The 15587-nt window shown below is 39.5% G+C and carries 14 protein-coding genes; 3 read left to right on the top strand and 11 right to left on the bottom strand.

Annotation, left to right across the window (positions count from 1 at the left end; translation table 11 throughout):
* Positions 1 to 165 precede the first annotated feature (165 nt).
* The 3 genes from P3L40_RS12690 to P3L40_RS12700 all read left to right on the top strand — a co-directional run bounded on the left by P3L40_RS12690 (position 166) and on the right by P3L40_RS12700 (position 4464).
* Positions 166 to 2310: a TonB-dependent receptor domain-containing protein gene (locus P3L40_RS12690; protein WP_210852567.1), complete on the top strand. Its 2145-nt coding sequence runs from the start codon at positions 166 to 168 to the stop codon at positions 2308 to 2310.
* Between the two features lie 115 nt (positions 2311 to 2425).
* Positions 2426 to 3475, top strand: a complete 1050-nt coding sequence (locus tag P3L40_RS12695; RefSeq protein ID WP_210852565.1) for a hemin-degrading factor — start codon at positions 2426 to 2428, stop codon at positions 3473 to 3475.
* A 617-nt stretch (positions 3476 to 4092) separates the two neighbouring features.
* The gene (locus P3L40_RS12700) at positions 4093 to 4464 is read left to right on the top strand and encodes a helix-turn-helix domain-containing protein (protein WP_004910390.1); all 372 of its coding nucleotides are present in this window, start codon (positions 4093 to 4095) and stop codon (positions 4462 to 4464) included.
* 78 nt (positions 4465 to 4542) lie between these two features.
* Here the strand turns inward: P3L40_RS12700 and P3L40_RS12705 are convergent, their stop codons facing one another.
* The 11 genes from P3L40_RS12705 to btuC form a co-directional block, all read right to left on the bottom strand.
* The gene (locus tag P3L40_RS12705) at positions 4543 to 5559 is read right to left on the bottom strand and encodes a lipoate--protein ligase A (RefSeq protein ID WP_136134755.1); all 1017 of its coding nucleotides are present in this window, start codon (positions 5557 to 5559) and stop codon (positions 4543 to 4545) included.
* 63 nt (positions 5560 to 5622) lie between these two features.
* On the bottom strand, positions 5623 to 6108 hold the full coding sequence (locus P3L40_RS12710) for a C40 family peptidase (RefSeq protein ID WP_036958662.1): 486 nt from the start codon (positions 6106 to 6108) through the stop codon (positions 5623 to 5625).
* Positions 6109 to 6190: 82 nt separating this feature from the next.
* Positions 6191 to 6598, bottom strand: a complete 408-nt coding sequence (arnF, locus tag P3L40_RS12715; protein WP_210852563.1) for a 4-amino-4-deoxy-L-arabinose-phosphoundecaprenol flippase subunit ArnF — start codon at positions 6596 to 6598, stop codon at positions 6191 to 6193.
* Positions 6595 to 6942, bottom strand: coding sequence for a 4-amino-4-deoxy-L-arabinose-phosphoundecaprenol flippase subunit ArnE (gene arnE, locus P3L40_RS12720; protein ID WP_004263742.1), 348 nt, complete (start codon positions 6940 to 6942; stop codon positions 6595 to 6597). The genes arnF and arnE overlap by 4 nt, the downstream gene beginning before the upstream one ends.
* The gene (gene arnT, locus P3L40_RS12725) at positions 6939 to 8597 is read right to left on the bottom strand and encodes a lipid IV(A) 4-amino-4-deoxy-L-arabinosyltransferase (RefSeq protein ID WP_181489627.1); all 1659 of its coding nucleotides are present in this window, start codon (positions 8595 to 8597) and stop codon (positions 6939 to 6941) included. Before arnT ends, arnE begins: the two co-directional genes overlap by 4 nt.
* 7 nt (positions 8598 to 8604) lie before the next feature.
* On the bottom strand, positions 8605 to 9498 hold the full coding sequence (arnD, locus tag P3L40_RS12730; RefSeq protein ID WP_004263737.1) for a 4-deoxy-4-formamido-L-arabinose-phosphoundecaprenol deformylase: 894 nt from the start codon (positions 9496 to 9498) through the stop codon (positions 8605 to 8607).
* Complete coding sequence (arnA, locus tag P3L40_RS12735; RefSeq protein WP_096863958.1) at positions 9498 to 11483, bottom strand: bifunctional UDP-4-amino-4-deoxy-L-arabinose formyltransferase/UDP-glucuronic acid oxidase ArnA; 1986 nt, start codon at positions 11481 to 11483, stop codon at positions 9498 to 9500. The genes arnD and arnA overlap by 1 nt, the downstream gene beginning before the upstream one ends.
* On the bottom strand, positions 11483 to 12475 hold the full coding sequence (arnC, locus tag P3L40_RS12740) for an undecaprenyl-phosphate 4-deoxy-4-formamido-L-arabinose transferase (RefSeq protein WP_004263733.1): 993 nt from the start codon (positions 12473 to 12475) through the stop codon (positions 11483 to 11485). The genes arnA and arnC overlap by 1 nt, the downstream gene beginning before the upstream one ends.
* A complete protein-coding gene (gene arnB, locus P3L40_RS12745) occupies positions 12475 to 13620 on the bottom strand; it encodes a UDP-4-amino-4-deoxy-L-arabinose aminotransferase (RefSeq protein ID WP_136134753.1) in 1146 nt (381 codons plus the stop codon). Before arnB ends, arnC begins: the two co-directional genes overlap by 1 nt.
* Positions 13621 to 13739: 119 nt before the next feature.
* Positions 13740 to 14516, bottom strand: coding sequence for an ATP-binding cassette domain-containing protein (locus P3L40_RS12750; protein WP_096863956.1), 777 nt, complete (start codon positions 14514 to 14516; stop codon positions 13740 to 13742).
* Between the two features lie 2 nt (positions 14517 to 14518).
* Positions 14519 to 15523, bottom strand: coding sequence for a vitamin B12 ABC transporter permease BtuC (gene btuC / locus P3L40_RS12755; RefSeq protein ID WP_176489292.1), 1005 nt, complete (start codon positions 15521 to 15523; stop codon positions 14519 to 14521).
* Between the last annotated feature and the right edge of the window lie 64 nt (positions 15524 to 15587).

Genomic DNA, 15587 nt, shown 5'->3' on the forward strand with positions numbered 1-15587 from the left:
AATTTATCCGTTAGAACTTCTGTAGCCTAGCCCATTATTCGCTACGACATTACAGGGCTAAATAGTTCTAATAAATAAATGAGTTACATAAATATTTATTGCATGCCACCCAGATTATTTATCCAGGCAGCCAGCAAATTCTGAAACCAAAGGAAAGGATTTCCTATGCTGTTTAAATCGATGCCTGCATCAATCCATCAAGATCATAAAATATCACTCTCAGCTATTGCTGCCACCGTTGTAATGACCGGGTTTAGCAACACCGCTTTAGGTGAAAACTTATCGACTACAAAAGCGAATACCCGCGACATTATTCACGTTTCGACCTCACCTCTTAGTTTAGAAAATATCGCTGTAGCAGAACAAGTCGATGTAATTGATGCAAAAGCGCCTGAATATCAATCTGCGACATCCGCCTTAGATTTACTAAAAGGCCAAGCTGGAGTATTTGTTTCTGGTTCCAATAGCACTTATGGCCAGGGCATTCAAATGCGGGGTTATGATTCACGAGGTGTTAAAGTCACCGTTGATAATATCACCCAAGACTTTTATTCCGGCTTATATGAAGCTACATTTATTGACCCCACCTTAGTAAAAAAAGTCTACGTCCATAAAGGCGCATCATCTGTACATCATGGCGGCGGCGCGTTAGCCGGAGTCGTATCATTCAAAACAATAAATGCAGCTGACATATTAAAACCAGGGCAAAAAATCGGTGGTCAGGTCTTTAGCGGTATTAACCGTAATGATCACGGTTACTATGCAGGTGCAACGCTATTAGGCAGAACTGAATCAACAGATACTCTGTTTACCTATAGTCAACGTAAAAAGCACCTACTCGGCTCACCCGAGTTTGAAGAGATTGATAATACTGAACAGCTAAGCAACTGGATGCTCAAAAGCAGCTGGCTTGCCCACCCTTCATATAACTTGACGTTACAATTAAAAGAATACCGCAACAACAGTTTAGGGGTAAAACAACCCGCTAAACCTTCAGAAAAAAATAGATATCCAAATACACTGCATGAAAGACAAAGCCATCAGCGAGATGTTGCCATTAGCCAATTTTTTACACCCAAAAATGAGGTAAATTGGCAAGCCCAGTGGGATATTTATTATACAGATTTATATTTAGATCAAACTGATACAGTTAAGGTCAAGAGCAAACCAAAAGAGTATGGCTCTGAAACGCGAAATCAATATACCTATGGGACTAAATTTACTAATAGCTTCACTTTACCTATGTATAACTGGGTAAATCATCATATTCAAAGTGGTTTCGAATATTATCAGCAAAAGCAAACGTCAAATCAGTATGCAATAAGTTATCCACCAGCAGAACTTGATAACCTGTCTGGCTGGTTAGTCAATGACATGACATTGCATCAATTACCGTTAACTTTATCAATTGGAACGCGCTTTACACAATACCGTGCATCGAGGAATAATTTCCCTGAAAATAAACATATCAACTTGTCATCCCGTATGGCTGTTAGTATTACTCCAACCCATTGGCTCAATCTTTACTCATCATACGCTGAAGCATACCGTACTCCACGTATGTCCGAGCTTTATAACAATTCAAACCATTTCACTATACCCTTTTTTGGCACTCCCTCGAACTTTCGCCCATCGCCTGATTTACGTCCAGAAACGAATAGAACCCTCGAAACAGGTATAAAAATCAGTTTTGATGGGATATTTATTGATAATAGCGACCTTCAATTCGGTTCAACCTACTTTAAGACCAAAGCTAAAAACCATATTGCCCTTGAAGGTCTTTATACGCCAAGATATGGCCAATGGTTCCCAGATGAACTTTATTATATCAATATACCCAGCGCATCCATTTATGGCATCGATAGCTTTATAAGCTACAGAACACGGTGGTTTGAGTTAAATATCAATCACAATAAAACCACAGGTAGAGAAGACGGCTCACATTATTCTCTTTCGTCTATACGCCCTGAGACACTAACGGCTCGATTCAATGTACCGGTTGCTAGTACTGGCTTTACTCTAGGTTGGATAGGGGAATTCTCTGCAAGAACGCAACTTCAAGGTAACGATAAATATAAAAAGTGGCATCACAGGTCTGATAAAGGCTTAGACCGCTATCATAAAGAAGTCATTCAATATGCGGGCTATAGCATTCATGATTTCTATGTGAATTACCAAGCAGATCAATTCATAAAAGGGTTAAGTTCGACTCTCACAATGAAAAATGCATTTGATAAGCCATATCTATCTTCCACTGGTGTACCCCAAGAAGGTCGGAACTTTTATCTCAACATGAATTACAACTGGTAGTTAAGTAGTAAAAAACCATGTTATCAACTGATTTTATTAAATTTATCAGCAGTATAAAAAATAAATCAGTTGATAACTTTTCACTATGTCTTTTAATTTTATTAAGGAAAAATTTGTGAATTCAAACCTCTATAATGATTACCTGCAAGCTAAGAAAACGCACTCTGATAAGCACTTCCAAGAAATAGCGGCCTTACTTGGCGTATCGGAGGCCCAACTAATTCATTGTCGTGTCGGTAAAGATAATGTTCAACGATTGGTCAGTAAACCTATTGATATCTTGCAAGATTTAACCACAATAGGCAAAGCTATAGGGATCACTCGTAATCAGTACGCTGTTAGTATTCAAACGGGTGCATACAATAACCCAAAATTTAGTAACCACGGTGGGCTATTTCTAAACCCTAAAGCATTAGACTTACGCATGTTCTTTGCGCAGTGGAGCTCAGTTTTTGCACTCACTGAAAAAATGCCAGAGGGAACTCGCCACAGTATTCAATTTTTCGATAAATATGGTGATTCGTTACACAAGATCTTTTCCACCGACAACTCTGATATAGCTGCTTGGCAAGCCATGATAGAGCGCTACAGCACATTAGAGAATCCGCCTATCGAACCTAAAACAATTTCGCCATTTTCAGAACAGAAAATTAGCGAAGAACTCGCCTCTCAATTAGAGCAACAATGGCGTGAGATGACCAATGTTCATCAGTTTTTTGGTATATTAAAGAAACACAATTTAAGTCGTCAGCAAGTTTTTCGTGTCGTTAGCCAAGAATTAGCATGGCAAGTCCCTACTACGGCTTTATCTGAATTACTCTCTCTTGCATACCATGCAAAAAATGAAGTTATGCTCTTTGTAGGAAACCGTGGGTGTGTGCAAATATTTACAGGAAAAATAAATGAACTATCATCACTCTCTGTTGAAAGTTCTCAAACTGATTGGTTAAATGTTTCAAGTACAAACTTTAAACTTCATATCATTGAAAATGGCATTTCTGAGTGCTGGGTCACACGTAAGCCAACTAAAGATGGCTTTGTGACAAGTCTTGAGGTCTTTGATACCCAAGGTAACCAAATTATTCAAATGTATGGCCAGCGTATTGAAGGCACTCCCGAACAAATAGAATGGAGCAAGCAAATTCTTTCGATATCTCGCATATAATAAAAGAATAATAAGAAAGTAGATAATCTGTCATGGTAATTTTCTAAATACTTTTCAATCAGAAATTGTGGTTTGAATTAGACATGAAAATTGCCATAGACCCTTTACCTCATTAATTCACGCCACTTTTTGATATAGAAATAGAATAATCATCCATCTCTCGCATAAAGTATTTAACTTACCGCATATATTAGTTATTCATACTACGAAAACTTTAGTTACAAGCACTTTCAATCATAACAATTACCTCGGAATTTCCTGTTTATTGTTATAGAAATACGATTATAAATGAAGCAATAATATTTCAATTATTTACTTGGTTAATAATTTCGAATGGCTTGAACAATTTTTTTGAATATAATGAAAATTTTCTCTTTTTCTTACCTAAAAAAATGACATAGCAACATAGATACTTGAATTAAAAGAATTTTAAACATACAATATTGAATGTTTAAAATGTTAATTTTTTCAACATCTATTGTACTGATAGTTATTATCATTAAAAAACCGCACGTTTAGCCTATCGATATATCGGAAAAACAGGAAGAATAGACCCTAATTTCGTGAGTTATTATTAGTTATTAATGAACAATAGCCTACTTGAGTAGGAGGTAAATATGTCAGAAAGTGTAGTCAACGATATTGTTAAATGGCTTGAAAGTCAGTTGCAGCGCAATGAAGGCATCAAAATCGACACAATTGCCGATAAAAGCGGCTATTCAAAATGGCATTTACAGCGTGTTTTCAAAGAAATGAAAGGCTGCACGCTTGGTGAATACGTCCGTAAACGTCGTTTATTAGAAGCAGCTAAATCATTACGTGAAGGCAACTTACCTATTCTTGATATCGCATTGCAATATGGCTTTAGTTCACAGGCGACATTTACCCGCATCTTTAAAAAGCACTTTGATACAACGCCTGCAAAATTTCGCCAATCAGGTGAATTACCTGAATGCAAAAACTTTATGACTTGTAGCTGTCATAACTGATTATTTTAGAACATCCCTTCCTATTAGTTATTTGCAATTTTGAAGTCTATGTCTGAGCCGACTATGTCGGCTCTTTTTTTAACTTAATTCATGGACTAGCCAGTTTTCCAAATCAGCTAACTGCTCCTGCAATTGAGGCCATTTTACGGCCATTTGTTTACCTAAAGAGCGTATTGTTTCTGTCTGATATGTTTTACCCGTCAATTGCTCACTTAACCACTCCAAAGGAGATGGATCTAAGCTATCTGTAAAAAACTGACAGCGATTTATCACGCCTTTTTCGATATCAAAATGAAACTCAATTCCTCCCCAAGAAAAACGTGTATCTGAATAGTGAGTAAACGCTGGTGCTTGCCCAAAATTCCATTCCCAACTACTTTGCTTAGCAAAAGTCTCTGGAAAATTTGGCAAATCAGGTAATTTTTCAGGGGAAATATACTCCGCTTCGACCGTTTCACCGAAGTAATTAAAAAAACTTTTAATTATTCCCTCACAAACAGTTTCATGAGAAATATTAGGAACAAGCTCAGACAAGTTAGCCACACGAGAACGCACTGACGTAATCCCTTTTGCCTGTAATTTTTTAGGATCTGGATTCAGGTAATTAGCTAAACGACTTAAATCTGCATTAATCAGCAAGGTTCCATGGTGAAAACCTCTATCTTTCGTTTCTCGGTATGCAGAACCGGATATTTTTCGCGGACCACTTTCTGTATCTAAAACCAAATCATTGCGACCTGAAATTTGTGCGTTAATACCGACCTGTGCTAATCCATCAACAATGATTTGTGTAGAAACTGTTTTATCATATTCTGGCTTTCCCGCCATAAATGTGAAACAAGTGTTACCTAGATCATGAAAGACAGCACCACCGCCACTACTACGCCGAGCTAAACGAACATTATCTTCTTCCATCCGCCGTGTATTACATTCTTTCCACGGATTCTGAGCGCGCCCTATGACCACGGTATCCGCATTTCTCCAAAGAAACATAACACGTTGGTCGGTTGGCATTTGTCGGAAAATAGTTTCTTCAACCGCAAGGTTAAACCAAGGGTCGTAGGATTCTGAGATGAGTAAACGTACTGTTGACATTAAGCTATCCTTAAAACAAAACTTGCCCTTAAGATAGCATAATCACTGAATAAAATAGTGAATTTAGATACGTCTTGCTTGCCAAAACACTTTTCGCCAATAAACGTTATCCATTGATGAACGAATTACTCCTTTACTCGTTGATGCGTGAATGAATGTATTATCGGTATCGTAAATCCCCACATGCAATCCATTCTCCCCTGAACCTGTTTTAAAGAACACCAAATCCCCTGGCATCAAATCAGATTTATCAATCCGTGTGCCTAATTGAGTTTGATCTACTGTTGTTCGAGGTAACTGAATGGCAAAACGGTCGTTAAATGTGCGATAGACAAAACCGGAACAATCCACACCATTTTGATTCATTCCACCATAATGATAAGGCGTACCATACCACTGCTCTAGCTGGTCTTTTAATTGCGCTATCGTCATGATTGGGTCTGATAATTGTGTTTTTAATGGCGGCGGCGTTCTTTTAACGGATGTCGATGAACAACCAATTAAAACTAAACACAATAATAGTGGTAGGTGTTGTATTTTGATAACCATAAAGCACCTTATTTATCTATCTTATTGCGATAACTTGCTTATATTATAGTGCGTGAAGACTATAATATAAGCAACTAAGAAATTATTCCGTTCTATCACTTGGTGATTTATTGGGCCGGCTAATTAGCCATACCCCTAATAAAATAAAGCCAATTCCAATGGCCTTTAGTCGTGTCGCAGGTTCATTAAACCAAGGTAAGAAAACTGCTAATAAATAAACGAAAACATAGCTTAAGCTAATAAGCGGATAAGCTTTATTCAATGCTATGTGTTTTAAAGCTAATAGCCAACATAACATCGATAACGCATAACAAACTAATCCTAAAAAAATAATTCCTAAGCTAGTAATATTTGCGAGTAACCACTCTAATTGTAGCCAATGCCAGCCAAGTGTGAATGAGGGTAGTTCAACTACCCCGGCTTTTAAGCTCAGTTGAGCGGCTGTGACTAATAAAGCACTGCTAATCACCCACAAATAACCCTTGTTCATACGCCGATACTCATTAGCAAAATACCAAACATAATGGCAGCAACCCCTAGCCAGTGGTTAAGCCCAGTTTGCTCTTTATAAACAAACTGGCCAATTAAAGTAATTAATACAAAATTAATACTTAACATTGGATAAGCGATACTCAGCGGCATGGTTTCCAATAATTTCAACCAAAACAACATGCCAAGGCCTAGCATAAAAACCGCCAGCACCAGCCACCGAAAGGCTGATGCTGTTTTATTGGTTTTATTACTCTGCCAATTGACGACGGCTTGCTTTTGAGCCACTTGCCCAACGCAGGTCAAAACGCTAACCAGCAATAACAGCAGTAGTTGTGCAATCATTGTTGATGGTAAACCACAATCGCCATACGTGAATTTTTAATGACTTCATCTGGCTTAGGAATATCCGGTAACCCTTCTTTACGGCCTAATAAAAAGACAACAGTTACCTGCCCTTCTTTGCGTGCTTTTTCTAGCCACTGTGCAAATTGATCCGGTTTAACTAAGCGATGTTGGCTATCTGGGTATTCCAAACCGTAACTTAGCTCTCCACTACTATTGTATAAATAGATATTGGAATTTTGTGTTTCCCACGCAAGGCCTGCTGCGACCCCAACATTACTTGCCATCAAATATTTGCTATTCATCAGTAAATCATGATTTTGATGAATAAAGTTTTGAGGTAATTTAGAATCGATGGTGTTGTTCGGCAGAGCACTACCAATACACAAACTCACGGCCAAAGAGCACGAGGCTGCCCATAACCAATATTTAGCATTTAATACCGTACATAGGTAACCGATAATCGCCCAAATAGAAAATGCAACGACACCTAACACCATTTTTGACCATTCATCAGGTTCGTATAACGGTTTTTTGATCACCGTGCTCACGACAATTACCGCTATAACCGCAGCGACCCCTAATACAACATTAATGATCCCATTGGCTTTCAATGCTTTCATTTTACCATTACGAACGCAATCAACCCCATACTTCGCCATAAGCAATGCCAATGGCGCCATAAACGGTAACATATACGTTGGTAACTTACCGCGGGAAATACTGAAAAAGATAACAGGAACAACAAACCAGCACAGTAAGAAAAACATATCGGGGCTAGATTTACGTTCTTTCCAGCCTTTCATTATCGCACCTGGCAACAGCCCTGCCCATGGAATAGCGCCAAGAATGATAATTGGAATATAATACCAAAACGGTGCAATATGCTGCGCATCATCTGCTGTGAAACGCTTAATGTGCTCAATCCAAAAGAAATAGTGCCAATAGTCTGGTTCTTGTTTTGCAACCGCCAAAGCCCATGGCAAACTGATAATAACCGCCGAAATTATTGCAAGCGGCCCGTACTTAAGTAACTCAAGGAACCGCTTTTGATAGATTGTGACAGGAAGCATGACTATCACGGGGATCGCAAGGGCTAAAAAGCCTTTAGTCATAAATGCCATGCCACAAGCCAGCCCAAGACAAAGCCATGCCGCTAGTTTAGATTTTACTTCTCTCGATTTCATTGCCCACAAACAACAGAACATGCTTGCCGCTATCCATAAAGACAACATTGGGTCGAGTACACTGTAAGTTCCGATGGAGAATACCAAGAACATTGAGATATAAATGAGGCTAGCAACATAAGCAACGTGGTTATTACGCCACATCATTTTTGCCATACGGTAGACAAGTAATGCACTGAGGAAAATACAAAAAACCGAACCAAAGCGAACAGCAAAATTAGTTTCACCAAAAATCATTTGGCTAATATTGTTTATCCAGTAACCTGCTACTGGTTTTTCGAAATAACGTACATCCAGCATGTAAGGAACAATCCAATCCCCACGCTGTAACATTTCACGGCTAATTTCCGCATATCGTGTTTCATCTGGTTGCCAAAGTAAACGGCTATCCAACGGCAATAAATAGGTTAAGATAAAAAAAAGAGCCAGCAGAGAGGCTCCTACTTTGCTCGCTCGGTTATTCAACATAGGTTGCTTATTCCTCTTCTTGGCAGCCTAGCCAGCCTTCACGCCCAGGGAATGGTGCCCTCACCACACGCCCTTTTGGCAATGAATTCAAATCGTCTGGCAGTAATTCACTCAATGTACAGAATTGGATATCTTCTTGTGTAATTCGTTCCAATAATTGTGAAAATTGTTCCGATTTAGACATCCCTTCCACTTCAGTGTGAATAGTATAAACTGGAATGCCTTGATCTTCTTTAATTGCTTGAAGAATAAAATCATTAAATGCCTCATCACTCACGACTGTTCCCACAACTTCATCGTAAGTCGGCAGTGTTACAGGAATTTGAACTGTCCCTAATGAGCCATCCGCTAAAATTGGCCTAAATGGATATTTACCACGGCAATCACTGTTGTAGTCAAAGTTAAACGTTTGTTTAACTTCCAATACGCGCTCATCGCCTCGCCAACCAGCGACGGCTGAACAAGTCACACGATGCCCAATAGCTTGCTCCAATGCATCAACACCTAGCTTAACCTGCTCTGTCAGTTGCGGTTTGCTCCATTTCGCAACCTTAGCCTGCCAGCCTTGATGATCCCATGCATGTAAGCCAACTTCATGACCAGCATCCAAGGTTTGTTTCATCAAGTAACCTAAATCCTTAGCAATTTTTTTACCCGGCCATGCTGTGCCCGCTAATAAGATATCTAACCCATAAAGGGATGCTGCATTAGACCTAAGCATTTTCCACAGAAATTTAGGACGCAAAAGGCGCCATAAATGGCGCCCCATGTTATCGGGTCCTACGCTGAAGAAAAAGCTGGCCTGAATATTATGCTCTTTGAGCACTTTGAGTAACTGTGGAACCCCTTTTAATGTACCTTGGTAGGTATCCACATCAATTCTCAAGCCAACTTTTTTCATTAGTCTTTATTACCTAACTCTTCAACAGCACCTTGTAAGAAGAAATCTAATGTTTCTTCAATGGTATCTTTCATATCGATAGTTGGAACCCAGTCCAGTAAACGACGTGCGTTTTCAACACTTGGTTTACGGTGTTCAACGTCTTGATACCCTTGGCCATAATAGCTGCTGCTTTCGATTTCACGGAAACCTGCAAATGGAGGGAATTTTCCACGTTGTGGGTGTTTTTCGAAGCTTTCCAGCAACATTTCCGCTAATTCACGAATACTGGCTTCATTCGTTGGGTTACCGATATTGATGATTTGGCCGTCACACTTACCATCTTTATTTTCGATAATACGGAACAGTGCTTCAATACCGTCTTTAATATCTGTAAAACAGCGTTTTTGTGCACCACCATCAACCAGTTTAATCGGAGAACCTTCAACCAAGTTCAAGATCAACTGTGTAATTGCACGAGAACTACCAATACGCGCAGAGTTCAAGCTATCTAAACGTGGTCCCATCCAGTTAAATGGACGGAATAAGGTGAACTTCAGACCTTCTTTTGCACCGTATGCCCAAATCACTCGGTCAAGTAATTGTTTAGATACTGAGTAAATCCAACGTTGTTTATTGATTGGTCCTACGATCAGGCGTGATTCATCTTCATCAAACTCTTTATCATCACACATACCATAAACTTCAGAAGTTGATGGGAAAATGATGCGTTTGTTGTATTTCACACAGTAACGTACAACTTTTAAGTTTTCTTCGAAGTCTAACTCGAAAACACGCAGTGGGTTACGGGTATATTCGATTGGCGTCGCGATCGCAACCAAAGGCAGAATAACGTCACATTTTTTGATGTGATATTCAATCCATTCTGTATGGATGCTAACGTCACCTTCAATAAAGTGGAAACGTGGGTTACCAATAAAACGTTCAATTGCGGAAGAACCGATATCCATACCATAGATATCGTAATTACCGTCTTTTAACAGGCGCTCAGTCAAGTGGTTACCGATAAAGCCGTTAACACCAAGGATCAGAACACGTGTACGACGTTTTACTTGTGCCGTTGGTTTTGCACCAACACGAACATCTGTCACGATACCCATTTCGTTAGCAAGGCGGCTACCTTGCATATATAAACCCGTCTCACTTTGGCCGCTAATCACTTCGATAGCACCTTGACCACAAGCGATACGCAGTGGGTCACTCGAAAGTACCGTACCTGCTGGTTTACCTTGGTTATCATCTAAAACGCGTGCGCGCCAAATAACCATTTTGCGCGCACCTAAATAGGTAAACGCACCTGGGTAAGGTTCAGTCACTGCACGAATCAAGCAATTAACGTCTTTTGCACTGTCGTTCCAATTAATCAAACCATCTTCAGCGGTACGACGACCAAAGTACGTTGCTTGACTTTCGTCTTGTGCAACGGCTTTGTAGCTACCAGTTTCGATTAATGGCAGTGTTTTATCCAGCAAAACTTCCGCCGCTTCACGGACTTTTGCATGTAAAGTTAGGCTAGTGTCTGTATCGGTAATAACCACTTTTTCTTGAGCAATGATATCGCCAGCGTCGGCTTTAGCTACCATTTTATGTAAGGTTACACCTGTTTCGCTTTCGCCTTTTAATAATGCCCAATTGATAGGCGCACGACCGCGATATTTAGGGAGTAATGAACCATGTAGATTAAACGCACCTTTAGGCGCGATAGCTAACAGCTCTTCACTCAACATATCACGATAGTAGAAGGAGAAAATCACATCAGGTTTCATTTCGCGAATACGTTCAATCCACAATGGGTGATTAACGTTTTCAGGCGCAAAAACAGGAAGCTCCATGTCAGCACTTAAACGCGCAACAGAGGAGTAAAAGTGGTTTTCATTTGGGTCATCAGTGTGGGTAAACACTGCTTGGATATCAAAACCTGCTTTTTCAAGCGCTTTTAGCCCTACGCAGCCAATATCATGATAGGCAAAAACAATAGCTTTCATTAGTCTTCTTCCTGATTTTTGTCGGATTTCGCATCTGCTCCAACGACTTTTTGAATAAAATAACGGGGTCTCGCGCGCACATCATTGTAGATCCTACCAATGTATTCGCCCAATAAACCCATGGCAACAAACTGTGCACCAATAAACATAAAGAGTACTGCAAACAGCGTGAATACGCCATCTGCGGCCCACTCTGCGCCAAAAATTAAACGCAATGCAATTAACAATACCGCTAATAAAAAACCGCCAGCGGCGATAATACTACCGACAACACTCAATAAACGCAGTGGTGCCGTAGTCAGGCATGTTAATAAGTCATACATTAAATTAATCAGCTTCATAAAGCTGTATTTAGAATCACCAAACTCGCGTTCTGCATGCGCTACATCAATTTCAATGGTTCTACGTGCAAATGTATTTGCTAAAATAGGAATAAATGTACTTCTTTCATGACATTGCAACATAGCTTGAATAATATGACGACGGTATGCACGTAACATACAGCCATAGTCACCCATAGAGCGGCCTGTTGCTTTGGTGATCATCGCATTAATCATTTTAGACGCTGTTTTGCGAAACCAAGAATCTTGGCGATTCGCACGGCGTGTACCAACTACATCATAACCTTGCATCGCTGTTTGCACTAAACGAGGGATTTCCTCTGGCGGATTTTGCAAATCCGCATCCAAGGTAATTACTAAATCGCCATCCGCTTGGTTAAAACCTGCCATAATAGCAGAATGCTGCCCATAATTACGGTTTAAAATAATTGCAATAACGTGGTTTTCTGGATTTTCCGCTGCTTCTGTAAGCATTTGTGCTGAACGATCGCTACTACCATCATCAACTAAAATTAATTCATAAGATTGAGTTAATTGTTTACATGACTTGATAGTACGTTCTAGTAATTGCGGTAAGCTCTGCTCTTCATTATAGACAGGGATTACCACTGAGACTTTTTTTATCTCATCAAATTCATCTGCGTGTGACACTATTTTGACTCCAAAAGAACTGCTTCTACAGCTTTGACAACCCGTTCAACATCTGCATCTGTCATATCAGGGAATAATGGTAGCGAACATAATGTCGCACTATTCCATGTTGATTCAGGTAAGGTTAATTCAGGATATTTTTCACGATAATATTTTTGTGTGTGGGCAGCACGAAAATGTAGCCCTGTACCAATATCGTGCTCTTTCAATTTTTCCATGAAAGTATCACGGTCAATACCGCATTGTTTTTTATCAACACGCACCATGAATAAATGATTAGCATGTAAATGTGGGTAATCAGGTACGGTAAGCATCTGTAATGGGGATTTTTTTAGCAATTCACGATAACGCGCCGTCAGTTCAGCACGACGCTGGTTTAACTGCTCGACACGAGATAATTGCACAACCGCTATTGCAGCATGGATATCAGACAAATTATATTTAAAACCAGGTTCAACAACCTCTGCTTGCGGCTTACGGCCTTGCATTTGTCTATCAAACGCATCAACGCCTAGACCGTGAAACTTAAGCGTACGTACACGCTGAGCGAGCTTGTCATCATCTGTTGCGACTAATCCCCCTTCCGCACAGGTGACATTTTTGATGGCATGAAAAGAGAAAATAGACGTTCCCTTTTCGCCAATCCACTCATCTTTATAACGAGTACCCACGGCATGTGCTGCATCTTCAATTAAAGCTACACCGGCTTTTTGAGCAATCAAACGCAATGCGTCAAGATCACAAGGAGCCCCCGCATAATGAACTGGGATAATGGCCTTTGTTTTTTCTGTTAACGCTTTTTCTACGGCATCAGGTTGGATCATTAATGTGTCACGATCAACATCAATCATCACAGGGGTTGCACCAAGCAATTCAATCATGTTAATCGTAGAAACCCATGTTTGTGATGGTGTAATAATTTCATCACCAGGGCCAATACCTAATGCCATTAAGACAACATGCATCCCCGCTGTTGCAGAAGAAAGTGCAATCGCATGCTTACAGCCATAACGCTTACAAAAATCTTCTTCTAATTGATGATTCTGTGGGCCTGTAGTTATCCAGCCTGAACGCAGAACTTTTTCAACTGCCTTGACCTCTTCATCACCGATTGCCGGTTTTGAAAATGGTAAGAAATTGCTCATATTGTTTATAGCCTAGTTTTCATTGTGAATAGAATATTCTAGTTAATTATACTTTAACCGAACCTCAACACCTGCAAACATTGCGGGATTATCATGCAAAAATAAGTGATAAAAACACCTTATTGCTTATCCGTTAAATTTATAACCTGCCACACCCGGTGAGATGCACTATGGCTTAACTTAATTTCAGACATAAATATGTCAGATAAATTTTTTTCTGTCATTATACATTCTGGTTTCCCTACTGCGACTAACTGTCCTTGTTTTATCATCCAAATACAAGATGCATTTTTATACGAATGGCTAAGATCATGACCACTCATTATAACGGTTCCTAAGCAATCACAAAAATATTTAATCCATTTATCAAGCATTGCTTGCTGAATAATATCTAAATTATTGGTCGGCTCATCCAATAATATAAATTTCCCCTCGCATTGCTGTTTATCCCAGACCTGCAAAAATGCTGCTACAATTCGGACTCTTTGCCATTCACCACCCGAGAGTTGGTTAATAGGTTTACTTAATAATGATGTTAGTTGAAAATCGCTACATAAACGCTCAAAAACACCAGCAGAAAACACTGTGTTAGGTGAAAACAGGCCAACATATTGAAAAACTTTGAGTATTGGAATGTAACTAACTAATTGTGAAAGATAAGCACGTTGTTGGCTCAATTGAGCAATATGATATTGCCGTATACTTCGCCCACCAATTAAAATATCGCCACCTACAGGCAAATAACCGCTTATCGCAGCTAATAATGTACTTTTCCCGGCCCCATTGGCACCCAATATATGAATTTGTTCACCAGTTAGCACTTGAGCTGAAACATTGACCAAGCGTGTATCGATGGTAATATTTTTAATATCAATAATTAATTTATTTTCCATCATTTCTACCGCCATTGTTGGTGACGGATTAACAAGAAAATAAATACCGGGGCCCCTAAGGTTGCCGTAATAACACCAATGGGAACTTCCGCATTGGCGATTAATAACCGAGACAGAATATCTGCTGTTAATAACCCTAATGCCCCTGCCACTGCAGAACCAACCAATAATACGCGGTTATCTGTTAAACCACTTAATCTCAATATATGAGGAATAACTAAGCCAATAAAGCTAATCGCCCCCGCAATAGCAACACTGAGGCCAATTAATACACCGCTAATAATAATCAATATAACGCGCCATTTATGGATTGATATACCTAATTGATAAGCTTGTACTGTTCCTAATGAAAGGTAATTCAGTATATTTCCTTGGAAAAGCACCCAAATTAAAAATGGCAAGCAACCAATAACAAGACCAAATTGTCGCCAATCAACCCCACTAAAACTCCCCATCATCCAATAGAGTAACTGTCGCAAATCAAGGTTGCTGCTCATGTACACCATCCATGTCATACAGGCACCACTAATCACGCCTAGAGCAACACCAACAAGCAATAAACTTGAATTATTCAAGTTTTTACGGCGAGCAAAATAGAGCAATATGGAGGTAAAAAATAGTGCTCCCATAATTGAGCTAATACTTAATAGCCAATAATGCGTCACGCCTGAAGACAACAATACAGCCAGCACCACCGCAACACCCGCTCCATTACTTACACCTAATAACCCAGGCTCAGCTAGTGGGTTTTCAAATAAAGCTTGCATAAGGGCCCCAGTAACAGCTAACGCTGCACCAATAACTATCACGGCTAATAGGCGTGGAAAACGAATTTGCCAAACAAAAAGCTTGGCACTTTCTCCGACCCATTGATTCGGCCAATACCATATTTCCCCAACACAAAGGTAAAAAACGGACACGATACACAGACTGATAACCAATATAACAATCAAACGTAAGTCCGTTGCCTTTTGTTTATTTTTCAAATGCTCAAGTTGGTTAGCTATCATGATAATAAATGTTTTTTCATTAAGTTAATGAATTATAGCTTTTTATGTAAGAGATAGTATACGA

It is taken from the genome of Providencia sp. PROV040, assembly GCF_032706145.1.
GTDB lineage: Bacteria > Pseudomonadota > Gammaproteobacteria > Enterobacterales > Enterobacteriaceae > Providencia > Providencia hangzhouensis.

Coding starts and splice junctions, on each gene's coding strand:
- arnE (WP_004263742.1), bottom strand. CDS start 6,942: ATGATTGCACAACTACTGCTGTTATTGCTGGTTAGCGTTTTGACCTGC.
- arnD (WP_004263737.1), bottom strand. CDS start 9,498: ATGAAAAAAGTTGGCTTGAGAATTGATGTGGATACCTACCAAGGTACA.
- P3L40_RS12750 (WP_096863956.1), bottom strand. CDS start 14,516: ATGATGGAAAATAAATTAATTATTGATATTAAAAATATTACCATCGAT.
- P3L40_RS12690 (WP_210852567.1), top strand. CDS start 166: ATGCTGTTTAAATCGATGCCTGCATCAATCCATCAAGATCATAAAATA.
- P3L40_RS12705 (WP_136134755.1), bottom strand. CDS start 5,559: ATGTCAACAGTACGTTTACTCATCTCAGAATCCTACGACCCTTGGTTT.
- arnF (WP_210852563.1), bottom strand. CDS start 6,598: ATGAACAAGGGTTATTTGTGGGTGATTAGCAGTGCTTTATTAGTCACA.
- arnT (WP_181489627.1), bottom strand. CDS start 8,597: ATGTTGAATAACCGAGCGAGCAAAGTAGGAGCCTCTCTGCTGGCTCTT.
- P3L40_RS12700 (WP_004910390.1), top strand. CDS start 4,093: ATGTCAGAAAGTGTAGTCAACGATATTGTTAAATGGCTTGAAAGTCAG.
- P3L40_RS12710 (WP_036958662.1), bottom strand. CDS start 6,108: ATGGTTATCAAAATACAACACCTACCACTATTATTGTGTTTAGTTTTA.
- arnA (WP_096863958.1), bottom strand. CDS start 11,483: ATGAAAGCTATTGTTTTTGCCTATCATGATATTGGCTGCGTAGGGCTA.
- btuC (WP_176489292.1), bottom strand. CDS start 15,523: ATGATAGCTAACCAACTTGAGCATTTGAAAAATAAACAAAAGGCAACG.
- arnB (WP_136134753.1), bottom strand. CDS start 13,620: ATGAGCAATTTCTTACCATTTTCAAAACCGGCAATCGGTGATGAAGAG.